Source organism: Bacillus sp. 0209A (assembly GCF_036765095.1).
Lineage (GTDB): Bacteria > Bacillota > Bacilli > Bacillales > Bacillaceae > Bacillus > Bacillus subtilis_G.
In genome coordinates this window covers 1-15,517 of the sequence record NZ_JBAIZV010000011.1, presented here as the reverse complement: position 1 = coordinate 15,517, position 15,517 = coordinate 1, and the positions used below count along the sequence as shown (strand labels likewise).

The 15,517-nt window shown below is 42.1% G+C and carries 16 protein-coding genes, 1 tRNA gene, 1 other RNA gene and 1 other annotated feature; of the genes, 13 read left to right on the top strand and 5 right to left on the bottom strand.

Annotated features, from left to right (window positions below; all coding sequences use genetic code 11):
• Nucleotides 1-39: 39 nt before the first annotated feature.
• Nucleotides 40-987, bottom strand: a complete 948-nt coding sequence (locus V6D44_RS20845; RefSeq protein ID WP_087992037.1) for a YaaC family protein — start codon at nt 985-987, stop codon at nt 40-42.
• Between the two features lie 120 nt (nt 988-1,107).
• Here V6D44_RS20845 and guaB point away from each other — a divergent pair, with 120 nt between their 5' ends.
• The 6 genes from guaB (at nt 1,108) to V6D44_RS20815 (ending at nt 7,578) form a co-directional block, all read left to right on the top strand.
• Nucleotides 1,108-2,574 (top strand): IMP dehydrogenase, encoded by a 1,467-nt coding sequence (guaB, locus tag V6D44_RS20840; protein ID WP_202329175.1) that lies wholly within the window; start codon nt 1,108-1,110, stop codon nt 2,572-2,574.
• A 152-nt stretch (nt 2,575-2,726) separates the two neighbouring features.
• The gene (dacA, locus tag V6D44_RS20835) at nt 2,727-4,058 is read left to right on the top strand and encodes a D-alanyl-D-alanine carboxypeptidase (protein ID WP_087992035.1); all 1,332 of its coding nucleotides are present in this window, start codon (nt 2,727-2,729) and stop codon (nt 4,056-4,058) included.
• A 196-nt stretch (nt 4,059-4,254) separates the two neighbouring features.
• On the top strand, nt 4,255-5,139 hold the full coding sequence (gene pdxS, locus V6D44_RS20830) for a pyridoxal 5'-phosphate synthase lyase subunit PdxS (protein WP_087992034.1): 885 nt from the start codon (nt 4,255-4,257) through the stop codon (nt 5,137-5,139).
• A 21-nt stretch (nt 5,140-5,160) separates the two neighbouring features.
• Entirely contained in the window at nt 5,161-5,751 is a 591-nt protein-coding gene (gene pdxT / locus V6D44_RS20825; protein ID WP_087992033.1) for a pyridoxal 5'-phosphate synthase glutaminase subunit PdxT, read from the top strand.
• Nucleotides 5,752-5,803: 52 nt separating this feature from the next.
• Nucleotides 5,804-6,016, top strand: a binding site (T-box leader).
• Nucleotides 6,017-6,071: 55 nt separating this feature from the next.
• The gene (gene serS / locus V6D44_RS20820) at nt 6,072-7,349 is read left to right on the top strand and encodes a serine--tRNA ligase (protein ID WP_333516852.1); all 1,278 of its coding nucleotides are present in this window, start codon (nt 6,072-6,074) and stop codon (nt 7,347-7,349) included.
• A 136-nt stretch (nt 7,350-7,485) separates the two neighbouring features.
• A tRNA-Ser gene (locus V6D44_RS20815) sits at nt 7,486-7,578 on the top strand.
• A gap of 111 nt (nt 7,579-7,689) precedes the next feature.
• On the opposite strand, the gene dck is transcribed toward V6D44_RS20815, so the two are convergent.
• From dck to V6D44_RS20795, 4 genes are all read right to left on the bottom strand, one after another.
• Nucleotides 7,690-8,343, bottom strand: a complete 654-nt coding sequence (dck, locus tag V6D44_RS20810) for a deoxyadenosine/deoxycytidine kinase (RefSeq protein ID WP_087992031.1) — start codon at nt 8,341-8,343, stop codon at nt 7,690-7,692.
• Nucleotides 8,340-8,963 carry a deoxyguanosine kinase gene (gene dgk, locus V6D44_RS20805; RefSeq protein WP_087992030.1) on the bottom strand — a complete coding sequence of 208 codons (624 nt, stop codon included), beginning with the start codon at nt 8,961-8,963 and terminating at the stop codon, nt 8,340-8,342. Before dgk ends, dck begins: the two co-directional genes overlap by 4 nt.
• A 98-nt stretch (nt 8,964-9,061) precedes the next feature.
• Nucleotides 9,062-10,345, bottom strand: coding sequence for a LysM peptidoglycan-binding domain-containing protein (locus V6D44_RS20800; RefSeq protein WP_148964521.1), 1,284 nt, complete (start codon nt 10,343-10,345; stop codon nt 9,062-9,064).
• Between the two features lie 69 nt (nt 10,346-10,414).
• Nucleotides 10,415-10,960 (bottom strand): isochorismatase family cysteine hydrolase, encoded by a 546-nt coding sequence (locus tag V6D44_RS20795; RefSeq protein ID WP_087992028.1) that lies wholly within the window; start codon nt 10,958-10,960, stop codon nt 10,415-10,417.
• A gap of 85 nt (nt 10,961-11,045) precedes the next feature.
• Between V6D44_RS20795 and tadA the strand changes: the two genes are divergently transcribed.
• The 7 genes from tadA (at nt 11,046) to bofA (ending at nt 15,229) form a co-directional block, all read left to right on the top strand.
• Complete coding sequence (gene tadA, locus V6D44_RS20790; protein WP_087992027.1) at nt 11,046-11,531, top strand: tRNA adenosine(34) deaminase TadA; 486 nt, start codon at nt 11,046-11,048, stop codon at nt 11,529-11,531.
• Between the two features lie 82 nt (nt 11,532-11,613).
• An RNA gene (ffs, locus tag V6D44_RS20785) (signal recognition particle sRNA large type) lies at nt 11,614-11,878 on the top strand.
• 129 nt (nt 11,879-12,007) lie between these two features.
• A complete protein-coding gene (gene dnaX, locus V6D44_RS20780; protein WP_202329177.1) occupies nt 12,008-13,699 on the top strand; it encodes a DNA polymerase III subunit gamma/tau in 1,692 nt (563 codons plus the stop codon).
• A gap of 23 nt (nt 13,700-13,722) precedes the next feature.
• Nucleotides 13,723-14,046, top strand: coding sequence for a YbaB/EbfC family nucleoid-associated protein (locus tag V6D44_RS20775; protein WP_024713930.1), 324 nt, complete (start codon nt 13,723-13,725; stop codon nt 14,044-14,046).
• 14 nt (nt 14,047-14,060) lie between these two features.
• A complete protein-coding gene (recR, locus tag V6D44_RS20770; RefSeq protein WP_087992025.1) occupies nt 14,061-14,657 on the top strand; it encodes a recombination protein RecR in 597 nt (198 codons plus the stop codon).
• 17 nt (nt 14,658-14,674) lie between these two features.
• Entirely contained in the window at nt 14,675-14,899 is a 225-nt protein-coding gene (locus tag V6D44_RS20765; RefSeq protein WP_014112283.1) for a YaaL family protein, read from the top strand.
• Nucleotides 14,900-14,965: 66 nt separating this feature from the next.
• Nucleotides 14,966-15,229 carry a sigma-K factor-processing regulator BofA gene (gene bofA, locus V6D44_RS20760; RefSeq protein ID WP_087992024.1) on the top strand — a complete coding sequence of 88 codons (264 nt, stop codon included), beginning with the start codon at nt 14,966-14,968 and terminating at the stop codon, nt 15,227-15,229.
• Nucleotides 15,230-15,517 lie beyond the last annotated feature (288 nt).

Here is a 15,517-nt window from a genome sequence, read left to right as displayed (position 1 = left end):
AAGGTAAAACCCAGCTCATTGAGCTGGGTTTTTTGTTTATCAACAATGAAGAAGAAATTGTAAAGCGTATTTCGGGAATTTGTTTTCAGTCACTAATAAAAACTGCTGAATTAGTACGTAATCATCACTTATATGCTGGGTTAACAGCTCATACCACCACTCCGTCTCATATCTCGCAATCATCCCTATGTTGTACAAAATTAAATAATGAATGGCCATTTCAGGAAGTCTCAGAAATTGCTCCCTTTGAGAAGGGATATAATATTGATTCTTTCCCATGTCATATAACAAACTGATTGATGTGCATGGCTTCGTGTCTTGCGGTGAAATGTCAAACTGCAGCTCGTGTTCATTTTTCTTTGTAAACGACCATTGAAAATGATGGGACATATATTCGGCAAATCTTGAATCAGACATTTTATAATTGATGACCGCCTCCTCTGGTACAGAAATCCTGTCCTTATCCTTTTCTACTTTTGTCATAAAACGTTCTTTCTGCTGAAAATAGAAAGCATCACTTAGTTCTGGAATCGCCATCAGTAGTTTTTTCATGGTATATCTTTCATCTATAATATCGGATTGTCCGAATAAGTGTTTCATGAAGTGTATGCATAGGCCGTTTCGTTGTATTTTTACTTCATCGTCGCCAAAACAATAATTCTGTTTCTTTCGCTTTCTTGTTGTTACGCCGTGTGCCAGTACTGATGCATGGCTTGGATAATGAGGATCCCGTGTAATTAGACATGCCTTGATAAGCTGTGCCATTCCGTAAAATAAAAGAATCGGCTTGATTTCTAAAGGGGAAGATGAGGCTTGTTTATAAAACGATTCAGCATGCTTTAAGAAATAAATAAACCGTTCACTGTTTTTGAAAGCGTTTTTTTTCGCTTCATCAATGCCGTTTAAAATATAAGTTTTCTCTAGAAATTTCTGGGTTGATTCAACGGAGTAAAATAGCGCTAAGTCTTTCCACTTATGATATGTCATATGTATTTCTTTATCCTTTCCGTTATCTAAATATTTCAACTCTTTTCCGCTTCCTTGACATGCTCTTGGCTAGTTGATAATCTACATATAATATTTTGCCGAAAAGAGGGGGATTTACTAATGTGGGAAAGTAAATTTTCAAAAGAAGGCTTAACGTTCGACGATGTGCTGCTTCTGCCAGCTAAGTCAGAGGTACTTCCGCGTGATGTGGATTTATCTGTAGAACTAACAAAAACGTTAAAGCTGAATATTCCTGTCATCAGCGCAGGTATGGACACTGTAACAGAATCAGCAATGGCAATTGCAATGGCTAGACAGGGCGGCTTGGGCATCATTCATAAAAACATGTCCATTGAACAACAGGCTGAACAAGTTGATAAAGTAAAGCGTTCTGAACGCGGCGTTATCACAAATCCCTTCTTTTTAACTCCTGATCACCAAGTATTTGATGCGGAGCACTTGATGGGGAAATACAGAATTTCCGGTGTTCCGATTGTAGATAACGAAGAAGACCAAAAGCTTGTCGGAATTATTACAAACCGTGATCTTCGTTTTATTTCTGACTACTCAATGAAAATCAGCGATGTCATGACAAAAGAAGAGCTTGTTACTGCACCTGTAGGAACGACTCTTGATGAAGCTGAAAAGATTTTGCAGAAACATAAAATTGAAAAGCTTCCTCTCGTTGATGACCAGAATAAATTAAAAGGTCTAATCACAATCAAAGACATTGAAAAAGTCATTGAGTTCCCGAACTCATCTAAAGACGTTCACGGCCGTCTGATCGTTGGCGCGGCAGTTGGTGTAACCGGCGACACAATGACTCGCGTCAAAAAGCTTGTCGAAGCTAATGTCGATGTTATAGTTATTGATACAGCTCACGGACATTCTCAAGGCGTATTAAACACAGTAACAAAAATCCGTGAAACATATCCCGAATTAAACATTATTGCTGGAAACGTTGCAACAGCTGAAGCGACGAGAGCGCTTATCGAGGCTGGAGTAGATGTTGTCAAAGTTGGAATCGGACCTGGTTCAATTTGTACAACACGCGTGGTAGCAGGTGTGGGTGTTCCGCAAATTACAGCAATTTATGATTGTGCGTCTGAAGCAAGAATGCATGGCAAAACAATCATCGCAGACGGTGGAATTAAATTCTCTGGTGATATCACGAAAGCATTGGCAGCCGGTGGACATGCTGTTATGCTTGGAAGCTTGCTTGCGGGTACGTCAGAAAGTCCAGGGGAAACTGAAATCTACCAAGGCAGAAGATTTAAAGTATACCGCGGTATGGGGTCAGTTGCTGCAATGGAAAAAGGAAGTAAAGACCGTTACTTCCAAGAAGAAAACAAAAAATTCGTTCCTGAAGGAATTGAAGGACGCACACCTTACAAAGGACCAGTTGAAGAAACAGTTTATCAGCTAGTCGGCGGTCTTCGCTCCGGGATGGGATATTGCGGGTCCAAAGATCTTCACGCTTTAAGAGAAGAAGCTCAGTTCATTCGCATGACTGGCGCAGGACTTCGTGAAAGCCATCCGCATGATGTACAGATTACAAAAGAATCACCGAACTATACAATTTCATAATAAATTGTTACAAATTAAAAACATTTGACAGGGTCTCTGACTCTGTCTATTTTTTTTATACTGATTATGATAAAATTTATACTGTTGTGCGTTGAAAATGTCCTTAACGGCTTAATTATAGATAAAGAAAATGAAATACGGAGGTCGTACGATTGAACATCATGAAATGTAAACAGTTATTGATGTCATTGGTTGTATTAACACTAGCTGTCACTTGTTTGGCTCCAATGTCAAAAGCAAAAGCAGCCAGTGATCCAATTGATATCAATGCAGCAGCTGCTATTATGATCGAAGCTTCTTCAGGTAAAATTCTGTACAGTAAAAATGCAGATAAGAGACTGCCAATTGCCAGTATGACAAAAATGATGACAGAGTATCTGTTATTAGAAGCAATTGATGAAGGTAAAGTGAAATGGGACCAAACCTATACACCTGATGACTATGTGTATGAGATTTCCCAAGATAACAGCTTATCAAACGTCCCTCTTCGTAAGGACGGGAAATACACAGTAAAAGAACTATATCAAGCTACAGCAATTTATTCTGCAAATGCTGCCGCTATTGGGATTGCAGAAATCGTTGCGGGTTCTGAAACTGAATTTGTGAAAAAAATGAATGCAAAAGCGAAAGAACTTGGCTTAACAGATTACAAATTTGTTAACGCAACAGGTCTTGAAAACAAAGATCTTCACGGGCATCAGCCCGAGGGGACAAGCGCAGATGAAGAAAGTGAAGTTTCTGCTAAGGATATGGCGATTCTTGCAGATCACTTGATTACTGACTACCCTGAGGTTCTCGAGACCTCCAGTATCGCCAAAACCAAGTTCAGAGAGGGCACCGATGATGAAATGGACATGCCCAACTGGAACTTCATGCTGAAAGGGCTCGTCAGCGAGTATAAAAAAGCGACTGTAGATGGTCTGAAAACAGGTTCTACCGACTCTGCGGGTTCATGCTTCACAGGAACAGCCGAACTCAACGGAATGCGTGTCATTACTGTTGTATTGAACGCAAAGGGCAACATTCATACAGGCCGTTTCGATGAGACCAAAAAAATGTTCGATTATGCCTTCGACAATTTCTCCATGAAAGAAATGTACGCTGAAGGCGATCAAGTAAAGGGCCATAAAGAAATTTCAGTTGATAAGGGTAAAGAGAAAGAAACAGCCATTGTGACAAACAAAGCATTCTCTCTTCCTGTAAAAAATGGTGAAGAAAAGAATTACAAAGCGAAGGTCACATTAAATAAAGATACGCTAACTGCTCCTGTGAAAAAAGGAACGAAGGTTGGGCAACTGACTGCGGAATATACAGGTGATGAAAAGGATTACGGATTCCTTAACAGCAATCTGGCCGGGGTAGACCTTGTTACAAAAGAAAAAGTAGAAAAAGCAAACTGGTTTGTTCTGACAATGCGCAGTATCGGCGGATTTTTCGCCGGCATTTGGGGAAGTATTGTTGATACGGTAACCGGCTGGTTTTAATCAATTGAAAGAGCTCTGATTCATGTTAGGGCTCTTTCGCTTAATATACTGAAAAAAACCAATTTTTAATAAAAAATGATTTTCAAAGCGCTTAAAACCGAATAAAATGATATATATCCATATGAATTATTGGATTTCTAGGATACAATAAGGACTAGAAATCATATAACTATACCTTGATTAGGGGGACCAAAAAATGGCTCAAACAGGTACTGAACGTGTAAAACGCGGAATGGCAGAAATGCAAAAGGGCGGCGTCATCATGGACGTCATCAATGCGGAACAAGCGAAAATTGCTGAAGAGGCTGGAGCTGTCGCTGTAATGGCGCTGGAGCGAGTACCAGCTGATATTCGCGCGGCTGGAGGAGTTGCCCGTATGGCTGACCCTACAATCGTGGAAGAAGTAATGAATGCAGTATCTATCCCGGTAATGGCGAAAGCGCGTATCGGACATATTGTTGAAGCGCGTGTGCTTGAAGCTATGGGTGTTGACTATATTGATGAAAGTGAAGTTCTGACTCCGGCTGACGAAGAATTTCATTTGAATAAAAATGAATACAAAGTTCCTTTCGTCTGCGGCTGCCGTGATCTCGGTGAAGCAACACGCCGTATTGCTGAAGGTGCTTCTATGCTTCGTACGAAAGGTGAGCCTGGAACAGGAAATATTGTTGAGGCTGTTCGCCATATGCGCAAAGTAAACGCTCAAGTGCGTAAAGTAGTTGCGATGAGTGATGATGAACTCATGACAGAAGCGAAAAACTTAGGTGCTCCTTACGAGCTTCTCCTGCAAATTAAAAAAGACGGCAAGCTTCCTGTCGTTAACTTTGCCGCTGGCGGCGTAGCAACTCCTGCTGATGCTGCTCTCATGATGCAGCTTGGTGCTGACGGAGTATTTGTTGGCTCTGGTATTTTCAAATCAGACAATCCTGCTAAATTTGCGAAAGCCATTGTGGAAGCAACAACTCACTACACTGATTACAAATTGATCGCTGAGCTTTCTAAAGATCTTGGTACCGCAATGAAAGGGATTGAAATCTCAAACTTACTTCCAGAACAGCGTATGCAAGAACGCGGCTGGTAGGAATATAGGAGCGCTGCTGACATGTTAACAATAGGAGTACTAGGACTTCAAGGAGCAGTTAGAGAGCATATCCGTGCAATTGAAGCATGCGGCGCGGCTGGTCTTGTCGTTAAACGTCCGGAGCAGCTGAATGACATTGACGGGCTGATTTTGCCTGGTGGTGAGAGCACAACGATGCGGCGTTTGATTGATACATATCAATTCATGGAGCCGCTTCGTGAATTTGCTGCTCAAGGAAAACCGATGTTCGGGACATGCGCCGGATTAATTATATTAGCAAAAGAAATTGCTGGTTCAGATAATCCTCATTTAGGTCTTCTGAATGTGGTTGTTGAACGCAATTCGTTTGGCCGGCAGGTTGACAGTTTTGAAGCTGATTTAACAATCACAGGCCTTGACGAGCCTTTTACAGGGGTATTCATCCGCGCGCCGCATATTTTAGAAGCTGGTGAAAATGTTGAAGTTCTTTCGGAACATAATGGCCGTATTGTAGCCGCTAAACAGGATCAATTCCTAGGCTGCTCATTCCATCCGGAGCTCACAGATGATCACCGAGTGACACAGTTATTTGTTCAAATGGTAGAGGAATACAAGCAGAAAGCACTTGTATAAAACAGTTGAAAGCTGTGGAAACTTATAGTACATTATAAGCACAAATAAAGATCGAAAAGCGTTGACAGGAACTAGTAGGAAGCCTCTCTTTCCAAGAGAGCCGATGGTTGGTGTGAATCGGTGAAAGATGCTGTCTGAATCCATCCTTGAGCGAAATGCTGAAACAAGTAGGCATTTACGGGATAACCGTTATGTTTGAAAGTGGTAAACGAGTCTTTGGCTTGTTTTCAATCAGGGTGGCAACGCGAGAGCTCTCGTCCCTTTATGGGGATGAGGGCTCTTTTTATTTTCGACAAATTTTATAAAAAGGAGTGTTTCGCATGCTTGATACAAAAATGCTGAGATCAAATTTTCAAGATATTAAAGCAAAGCTTGTACACAAAGGCGAAGACTTAACCGATTTTGATAAGTTTGAGACGCTGGACGATAGACGAAGAGAGCTTATCGGTAAAGTTGAAGAGTTAAAGGGAAAACGGAATGAAGTATCTCAGCAGGTTGCTGTGCTGAAACGTGAGAAAAAAGACGCGGATCACATCATTAAAGAAATGCGTGAAGTCGGTGAGGAGATTAAAAAGCTGGATGAAGAATTAAGAACAGTGGAATCTGAGCTTGATACCATTCTCCTTTCCATCCCAAACATTCCGCATGAGTCTGTTCCTGTAGGTGAAACAGAAGACGACAACATAGAAGTACGTCAATGGGGTGAAAAGCCTTCATTTGATTACGAGGCGAAGCCGCACTGGGATATTGCAGATGAGCTGAGTATTCTTGATTTTGAACGTGCTTCAAAAGTAACAGGAAGCCGTTTCGTTTTCTATAAAGGGTTAGGTGCCCGTCTGGAGCGTGCACTTTATAACTTTATGCTTGATCTGCATGTAGATGAGTATAACTATACTGAAGTGATTCCGCCTTATATGGTAAACCGCGCAAGCATGACAGGAACGGGCCAGCTCCCTAAATTCGAAGAGGATGCATTTAAAATCAGAGAAGAAGATTACTTCTTAATTCCGACCGCGGAAGTACCGATTACAAACATGCACCGCGATGAAATTCTTTCAGGTGACAGCCTGCCGATTAACTATGCGGCATTCAGTGCCTGCTTCCGTTCTGAAGCTGGTTCAGCAGGGCGTGATACACGCGGATTAATCCGTCAGCACCAATTTAATAAAGTTGAGCTTGTGAAGTTTGTGAAGCCTGAAGATTCTTATGAAGAATTAGAGAAGCTTACAAACCAAGCAGAACGAGTTCTTCAGCTGCTCGAGCTTCCATACCGTGTCATGAGCATGTGTACGGGTGACCTAGGTTTTACGGCGGCGAAAAAATACGATATCGAAGTTTGGATCCCAAGCCAAGACACATATCGTGAAATCTCTTCTTGCAGCAACTTCGAAGCGTTTCAGGCAAGACGTGCGAACATTCGTTTCAGACGTGAAGCGAAAGGCAAGCCTGAGCATGTACACACACTGAACGGTTCAGGTCTGGCGGTTGGAAGAACAGTTGCCGCTATCTTAGAAAATTATCAGCAGGAAGACGGAAGCGTTGTAATTCCGAAAGTGCTTCGCCCTTATATGGGGAATAAAGAAGTAATGAAACCATAAAATAATGACAAGGTGCGCCTGACAAGGTGCGCCTTTTTGCCTGTGTAAACAGAACATTTTATAAAAGTGAGAAAAAAGTTTTTGAAAATGCTTGACCATATAAGAACATTCATGATATATTAAGTCTTGTCGATACGGAGGAATACCCAAGTCCGGCTGAAGGGATCGGTCTTGAAAACCGACAGGGGTGTCAAAGCCCGCGGGGGTTCGAATCCCTCTTCCTCCGCCATATTGATTATAATTCTAATGAAACACAAGCATATATTGGAGATTGTTTTGTCCGTTGCGTTCGTTGCAACGGATTTTTTATTATAATGAAAAAGTGAATCTCAACTGAGATTCACTTTTTTTGATTTTCATGAATAACTGCAGCAATTTGATCTACAATGTTTTCAATTGAGCTTTCGTCGTTAAGCAGATCATAATCCTCAATGCGAAGCTTTAAAACAGGGCAGGCGTTAAAACCGCTTATCCAATTTTCATAGCGTGTATGCATTTCTTCCCAATAAGACCGGCTTGTCTGAAGCTCCATTTCACGGCCCCGTTCTTCAATCCGGTTTAAAATGTTCTCCAGATCTCCTTCTAAATAGATCAATACATCAGGGTGTGGGAAATACGGTGTCATGACCATTGCTTCGAAAAGGCTTGTGTAGGTTTTATAATCAATCTTTGACATTGTCCCTTTGTCAGCGTGCATTTTCGCGAAAATTCCTGTGTCTTCATAAATAGAACGATCCTGTACAAATCCTCCGCCTGCTTCAAAAATCGTTTTCTGTTCTTTGAAGCGTTCAGCTAAGAAATAGATTTGCAGATGAAAACTCCAACGTTCAAAATCATGATAGAACTTTTCTAAGTATGGATTATGATCGACTTCCTCCAGAGAGGTTTTAAATCCAAGCCGTTTAGCCAAAGCTTTTGTTAAAGTCGATTTTCCGACACCTACTGTTCCTGCTACTGTGATAATTGAATTTTTAGGGATGTGATGGTCTTTCATACGATAAGCTCCTTTACATGGGCGGCAATGCGTTCAAAGTCGCTCTTATTCAAAACGAAGTCTTTTGAATCACCATCTATCGTTACAACTGTAAGTTCAGGATCTGCTTCCTGCAGCTGTTTGATGGCGACTTCATAATCTGCGATCAGCTGCTCCAAATAGCTTGTTTCAATTTTCTTCTCAAAGGGGCGTCCGCGTTTTTCAATGCGATGTAACAGGGTGGGCAGACTAGCCTTTATGTAAATGATGAAATTCGGCTTTTGCAGATCATCTGTTAACAGGTGATAAATCTTTTTATATTTTTCCAACTGATGTTGAGAGAGGGTGCGTTCCGCAAAAATCACATTTTTATAAATGTGATAATCAGCTATCACAGGCTGTCCCTTTTTTAAAAAGTAATCAGTGGTGTCTTCAAGCTGTTTGTATCTGTGACAAAGAAAAAACATCTCAAGCTGGAAGCTCCATTCCTCTATATTGTCATAAAACTTATCAAGGTACGGGTTATCCTCAACAATCTCATTGATCATAGGGATTTCGAGCTCTTGTGAGAGCATCGTTGCGAGGGTTGTTTTTCCTGCCCCGATAGGACCTTCTATTGCAATAAAAGGGGCTGTATTCATCGGAATCCTCCTTATTTCTGAAAAACGTTCGTCAGTTGCCGACTTTCATATTGTATCACAACCCTTGGGTGCCCCCATGAAAAAAAGACGTTTCTAAATTATCGAAACGTCTTTTTGACAATATTAAATTGATCAGACAGCAGCAGCCAGTTTTGCGGGAAGGAAAGACCCAGTTTCCAATAGCTGATGCCTCTTAAATTCAGCTCTTTAATCAGATTGAATTTTGCTTGGATCGAGCGGGCATCCTCGAACCATACCTCGTGCCTTTTGTTTTCTGCATCAGTATAGCGGAAGAAAGGCGCTTGAGCTGTTTGGTCATACTGGATGGCTGCGTTGTTTTGAGCGGCAATGACAAGGGCTTGCTGAGGGCTTATGGCTTTTGCTAGGGGTCCTCCTGCTGTATATGGCAGCGTCCAGTCATACCCATATAAATTCTGGCCCATGACAATTTTATTTGCAGGCATTTCAGTCAAAGCATATTCGATAACATCTCTAACAGGCCCGATTGGAGAAACGGCTTGAGCCGGTCCTCCGCTGTAGCCCCATTCATATGTCATGAGAACAACAAAGTCAACAATTTGGCCATGTGCCCTGTAATCATGAGCTTCGTACCATCTGCCTTGCTGTGTTGCGCTTGTTTTAGGGGCGAGCGCAGTAGAAATTTCAAAACCTTCTCGATGGAAAAGATCCCTTGCTTCACGGAGAAATTGATTATAGGCTTCTCTATCCTGAGGCCGCAAATATTCAAAGTCAAAATGAATATCATAGAACCCATATCTTCTGGCATTCTCGACTATTTCATTTAAAAGTCTTCTTTTCACAGTATTGTCGTTTAAGATGATCCGGCCGAGCTCATCGCTGAATGCCTGATTTTCAAGGTTCGTTATAATCATCATCAATGTCGTGTTTTGATTCTCTGTAATGCTTCTTAAATTCGTTAAAGGCGGGGCGACTAAGGTCCCGTCACGCTGTGCCTGAAAACTGAATGCGCCAAGGTACGTTAAGTAGGGTGACGCTTCCCGGGCCGCCTGCTGAAGATTTTCACTGATTTGATTTCCGCGTGGTTCCAGATAAGCATTTGACTCGATGTCTCGTTTAGGAATGGGTGGAATGTATAAACGGAAACCGATCTGCAGCACGGCATTTAACTGGATGCGGTTAATCCTGGCAAGCTCGGCTGCCGTTGTATTGAACCGCCGTGCGATGGATGTCAGGGTATCACCTTGTTGAACATCATAGAACTGGCCGGCTATTGGAATGACAATGGTTTGTCCGACAACAAGGCTGTCGGGATTCGGTATTTCATTCGTTTCTGCGATTTCACTTACAGTTGTTCTGTATTGTGAAGCGATAGCAGAAAGAGTGTCGCCTTGTTTCACCACATAAATTTGAATGAAAAACGCCTCCTTTCATATCGCTATCAATGTATGAAAGAAAAGCGCTGATCATGTTTATTTTTCTGTAATTTGTTTCTCTGTCGTAATTTCAGCGAAAAGAACATTCTCCATCATGGTTAAGGCAAATTCGTTGTCTTCATCACGATTTGAGGCGATGCAGTCTTTAGGAATCGTGATGCTGTATTCCCTCATGTAAGCGTCATTAGCGGTAAACAGCACGCATATGTTCCCGGCTATACCTGTTATGATAATATGCTCCACCTGCAATTCGGTAAGGAGAGTGTGAAGGGCTGTTTCGTAAAAGGCGGAATGCTTCGGCTTGATTAAAAAATAATCGGCATCTTCCGGAGCTATTTGTCTGATGATATCTTTGCTTCTTTCATTTGTGCATTCTTGCTGAATATTTTTAATATCAGCTTGCCAAAGTCCGTAATGGTCATTAATGTAAATAATCGGCCAGTCATTTTGTCTCGCATGCTCCTTTAATGATAAAATGTGAGGAACGATTTTTTCTGTTTTTTTAGCGAGGCTTTCCCCCATATCGAATTTAAAATTATTGATTATGTCTACAATGAGAAGAGCTGTGTCTGCTTTGGACAATCGACAGTCTCCTTTCCGTTTTAGTTATAGTTAATATGTAGCCTTTTTAGGCAATGAAAAAACTTTGAAAAGAGAGCTTACCCTTATGACACAAGATGAACTTTATATGAAAGAAGCAATTAAAGAAGCGAAAAAAGCTGAAGAGAAAGGTGAAGTGCCAATCGGCGCAGTGCTTGTCATGAATGATGAAATTGTATCGCGTGCACATAATTTAAGAGAGACGGAGCAGCGGTCAATCGCTCATGCGGAAATGCTTGTGATTGATGAAGCGTGTAAGACGCTGGGAACATGGCGGCTGGAGGGTGCGACCCTTTATGTGACACTTGAGCCTTGTCCGATGTGTGCCGGTGCCGTCGTGCTTTCGCGAGTGGAAAAAGTGGTATTTGGTGCATTTGACCCTAAAGGCGGCTGTTCAGGCACGCTTATGAATCTTTTACAGGAAGAACGCTTTAACCACCAGGCTGAAGTGGTGAGCGGGGTGCTTGAGGAGGAATGTGGAGAAATGCTCAGTTCGTTTTTTAGAGAACTGCGAAAAAAGAAGAAAGCTTATAGGAAAAACTTGTCTGAGTAGTCCGGTTGCAATTTTTAGGGGGAAACGATATACTTATGTATGCATCGCGATAGATGCGTGAAAAAATTTGATATTTATTTTGCCGTGCTAAGCGGGGAGGTAGCGGTGCCCTGTACCTGCAATCCGCTCTAGCAGGGCCGAACCCCTTCTCGAGGTTCGTTTACTTTAAGGTCTGCCTTAAGTAAGTGGTGTTGACGTTTGGGTCCTGCGCAATGGGAATTCATGAACCATGTCAGGTCCGGAAGGAAGCAGCATTAAGTGAAACCTCTCATGTGCCGCAGGGTTGCCTGGGCCGAGCTAACTGCTTAAGTAACGCTTAGGGTAGCGAATCGACAGAAGGTGCACGGTAAATCAATCATCAAATTTTCAGACTCACCTATTATTAGGTGAGTTTTTTGTTATGTGAAAAGAGCTTTTGGAATCGAAACAAGGTTCATGTATAATGGGATTGATGAATAACGGAGGAGGGCAAACCCGTGAGTTACCAAGCTTTATATCGAGTATTCAGGCCTCAGCGCTTTGAAGATGTGGTTGGACAAGAACACATTACAAAAACGCTGCAAAATGCCCTTTTGCAAAAAAAGTTTTCTCACGCCTATCTGTTTTCCGGGCCGAGGGGAACGGGAAAAACCAGTGCAGCCAAAATATTTGCCAAAGCTGTCAACTGTGAACATGCTCCTGTTGATGAGCCATGCAACGAATGTGCGGCCTGTAAAGGGATAACAAACGGGTCCATATCCGATGTCATAGAAATTGACGCCGCATCTAATAACGGTGTTGATGAGATTCGTGATATTCGCGATAAGGTGAAGTTTGCCCCATCGGCCGTCACATATAAGGTATATATCATAGATGAGGTACATATGCTTTCTATCGGCGCCTTTAATGCGTTACTAAAAACATTAGAAGAGCCGCCTGAACATTGTATTTTCATTTTAGCGACAACAGAACCGCACAAAATCCCTTTAACCATTATCTCAAGATGTCAGCGTTTTGATTTTAAACGAATTACATCCCAAGCGATTGTCGGGTGTATGAATAAAATTGTTGATGCTGAACAGCTGCAAGTGGAAGAAGGATCACTTGATATCATCGCGAGCGCTGCGGACGGAGGGATGAGGGATGCCCTGAGCCTTCTTGATCAGGCCGTATCATTCAGCGGCGACGAGCTCAAAGTCGATGATGCGCTTCTGATTACCGGGGCGGTTTCTCAATTAAATATAGGAAAGCTTGCACAGTCCCTGCACGACAAAAACGTTTCTGACGCACTGGAAACATTAAACGAACTGCTGCAGCAAGGGAAAGATCCGGCTAAGCTGATAGAGGATATGATTTTCTATTTCAGGGACATGCTCCTGTACAAAACAGCCCCAGGTTTAGAAGGAGTGCTCGAAAAAGTAAAAGTTGATGAAACGTTCCGGGGACTCAGCGAACACATTCCGGCGCAGGCCATATATGAAATGATTGATATTCTGAACAAGAGCCATCAGGAAATGAAATGGACAAATCATCCCCGTATCTTTTTTGAAGTGGCGGTGGTGAAGATTTGCCAAACGTCTCATCAATCAGCAGCTGACCTTCCGGAAGTCGATATGCTGATGAATAAAATTCAGCAGCTCGAGCAGGAAGTGGAGCGGCTTAAAACAACAGGCGTTAAAGCAGCTGCGGAAAGCCCGAAAAAAGAAGCGCCGCGTGTGCCAAAGGGCGGGAAATCGAATTACAAAGCGCCAGTAGGCAGAATTCATGAAATTCTGAAGGAAGCGACGAGACCGGACCTTGATCAGCTGAAAAACAGCTGGGGCAAGCTTCTTGCTCATCTCAAACAGCAAAACAAAGTTTCGCATGCGGCTTTGCTGAATGACAGTGAACCTGTGGCTGCCGCCTCAGCGGCATTTGTTCTGAAATTCAAATTTGAAATTCATTGTAAAATGGTCGCCGAGGACAACAACGGAGTCCGAACCAATCTTGAACAGATTTTAGAATCGATGCTCGGAAAAAGAATGGATTTGATTGGCGTTCCAGAAGCACAATGGGGTAAAATAAGAGAAGAATTTTTAGTGGACCATCAGCAGGAAAATGAAGGGTCAAATGAACCGGCTGAAGAAGACCCGCTTATTGCCGAGGCGAAAAAGCTTGTCGGAGCGGATTTAATTGAAATAAAAGACTAACAAAATGAAAGAGAGTGAATGCTATGCGTGGCGGAATGGGAAATATGCAAAAAATGATGAAACAAATGCAAAAAATGCAAAAGGACATGGCGAAGGCTCAAGAAGAGCTTGCAGAACAGGTTGTTGAAGGAACTGCTGGCGGCGGTATGGTTACAGTAAAAGTGAACGGCCAAAAAGAAGTCCTGGATGTTATTATCAAAGAAGAAGTCGTTGATCCCGAAGATATCGATATGCTTCAAGATTTAGTGCTTGCTGCAACGAATGAAGCTTTGAAAAAAGTTGACGAGATCACAAACGAAACAATGGGTCAATTTACAAAGGGAATGAACATGCCAGGTTTATTCTAGGGGGATAAAAGAACATGCAATATCCTGAACCAATATCAAAGCTGATTGACAGCTTTATGAAATTGCCAGGGATCGGACCGAAAACAGCGGTTCGTCTGGCTTTTTTTGTTCTAGGTATGAAAGAAGATGTGGTATTAGATTTTGCGAAAGCCTTAGTAAATGCGAAACGCAACCTGACATATTGTTCAGTTTGCGGGCATATTACAGATCAGGACCCATGCTATATTTGCGAAGATGCGCGCAGGGATAAGTCTGTTATCTGTGTTGTGCAAGACCCTAAGGATGTTATCGCTATGGAGAAAATGAAGGAATACAGCGGACAGTATCATGTTCTCCACGGCGCCATTTCTCCAATGGACGGCATCGGACCGGAGGATATTAAAATACCAGAATTGTTAAAACGATTACAGGATGATCAAGTGACAGAAGTGATTCTCGCGACAAACCCTAATATAGAAGGGGAAGCAACGGCGATGTATATATCAAGGCTCTTGAAGCCGTCTGGTATTAAGCTCTCCCGTATTGCCCACGGACTGCCCGTCGGCGGCGATTTGGAATATGCTGATGAGGTCACTCTTTCTAAAGCACTTGAAGGAAGACGTGAATTGTAAGGAGGAAAAAGCGATCCATGGGTTTTCTTCGCAAGAAAACATTGAGAAGAGAGTTTGATGAAAAACTAATTGAGCAGCTTTTTAAGCAAAAGGAAGAATGGAACAGGCAAAAAAAGCTGGTTGAAAAAAGCTTAGAACCGTCAGCTGAAGTGTTATACGAATTGAAAGTAGCTGAAGCGAAGTATTTTTTTTACTTGAGGGAAGCAAAGCAGCGAAATTTAAAAATCAGCCGGTGGAAGTAAGTGGTCTAAACTCCTGGGTCTTCTCATAAGCTTGTACTAGAACAAGCGAAGGAGATGAGAAGATTCATGGAGCCTATTTTTATTATAGGGATTATTTTAGGACTGGTTATTCTTCTTTTTTTATCAGGTTCAGCTGGAAAGCCTTTAAAGTGGATTGGCATCACAGCTGTTAAATTTGTGGCGGGCGCTTTGCTGCTGGTTTGTGTAAATATGTTTGGCGGCAGTCTTGGCATTCATGTGCCGATTAATCTTGTCACAACAGCCATCAGCGGGATTTTAGGAATACCGGGAATAGCTGCATTAGTCGTCATTAAGCAATTTATTATTTAAATGATATTATATGTTGACTTTAATAATTGAAGGTGTTATTCTAGTATACGTCGCTGATGACGAATCGCTTTTTGAAAAGAAATTATTTTAAAAAAGTTATTGACTAAAGCGACAAGAAATGTTATGATTATAAAGTCGCCTTAAGAGCGATAACAAAGTTCTTTGAAAACTAAACAAGACAAAACGTACCTGTTAATTCATTTTTTTATAAATCGCACAGCGATGTGCGTAGTCAGTCAAACTAGATCTGCACGACGCAGGTCACGCAGGTGTCACCGCAGGATGCGG

Coding starts and splice junctions, on each gene's coding strand:
- V6D44_RS20775 (WP_024713930.1), top strand. CDS start 13,723: ATGCGTGGCGGAATGGGAAATATGCAAAAAATGATGAAACAAATGCAA.
- guaB (WP_202329175.1), top strand. CDS start 1,108: ATGTGGGAAAGTAAATTTTCAAAAGAAGGCTTAACGTTCGACGATGTG.
- recR (WP_087992025.1), top strand. CDS start 14,061: ATGCAATATCCTGAACCAATATCAAAGCTGATTGACAGCTTTATGAAA.
- bofA (WP_087992024.1), top strand. CDS start 14,966: ATGGAGCCTATTTTTATTATAGGGATTATTTTAGGACTGGTTATTCTT.
- V6D44_RS20845 (WP_087992037.1), bottom strand. CDS start 987: ATGACATATCATAAGTGGAAAGACTTAGCGCTATTTTACTCCGTTGAA.
- dgk (WP_087992030.1), bottom strand. CDS start 8,963: ATGAATACAGCCCCTTTTATTGCAATAGAAGGTCCTATCGGGGCAGGA.
- pdxS (WP_087992034.1), top strand. CDS start 4,255: ATGGCTCAAACAGGTACTGAACGTGTAAAACGCGGAATGGCAGAAATG.
- tadA (WP_087992027.1), top strand. CDS start 11,046: ATGACACAAGATGAACTTTATATGAAAGAAGCAATTAAAGAAGCGAAA.
- V6D44_RS20765 (WP_014112283.1), top strand. CDS start 14,675: ATGGGTTTTCTTCGCAAGAAAACATTGAGAAGAGAGTTTGATGAAAAA.
- serS (WP_333516852.1), top strand. CDS start 6,072: ATGCTTGATACAAAAATGCTGAGATCAAATTTTCAAGATATTAAAGCA.
- pdxT (WP_087992033.1), top strand. CDS start 5,161: ATGTTAACAATAGGAGTACTAGGACTTCAAGGAGCAGTTAGAGAGCAT.
- dck (WP_087992031.1), bottom strand. CDS start 8,343: ATGAAAGACCATCACATCCCTAAAAATTCAATTATCACAGTAGCAGGA.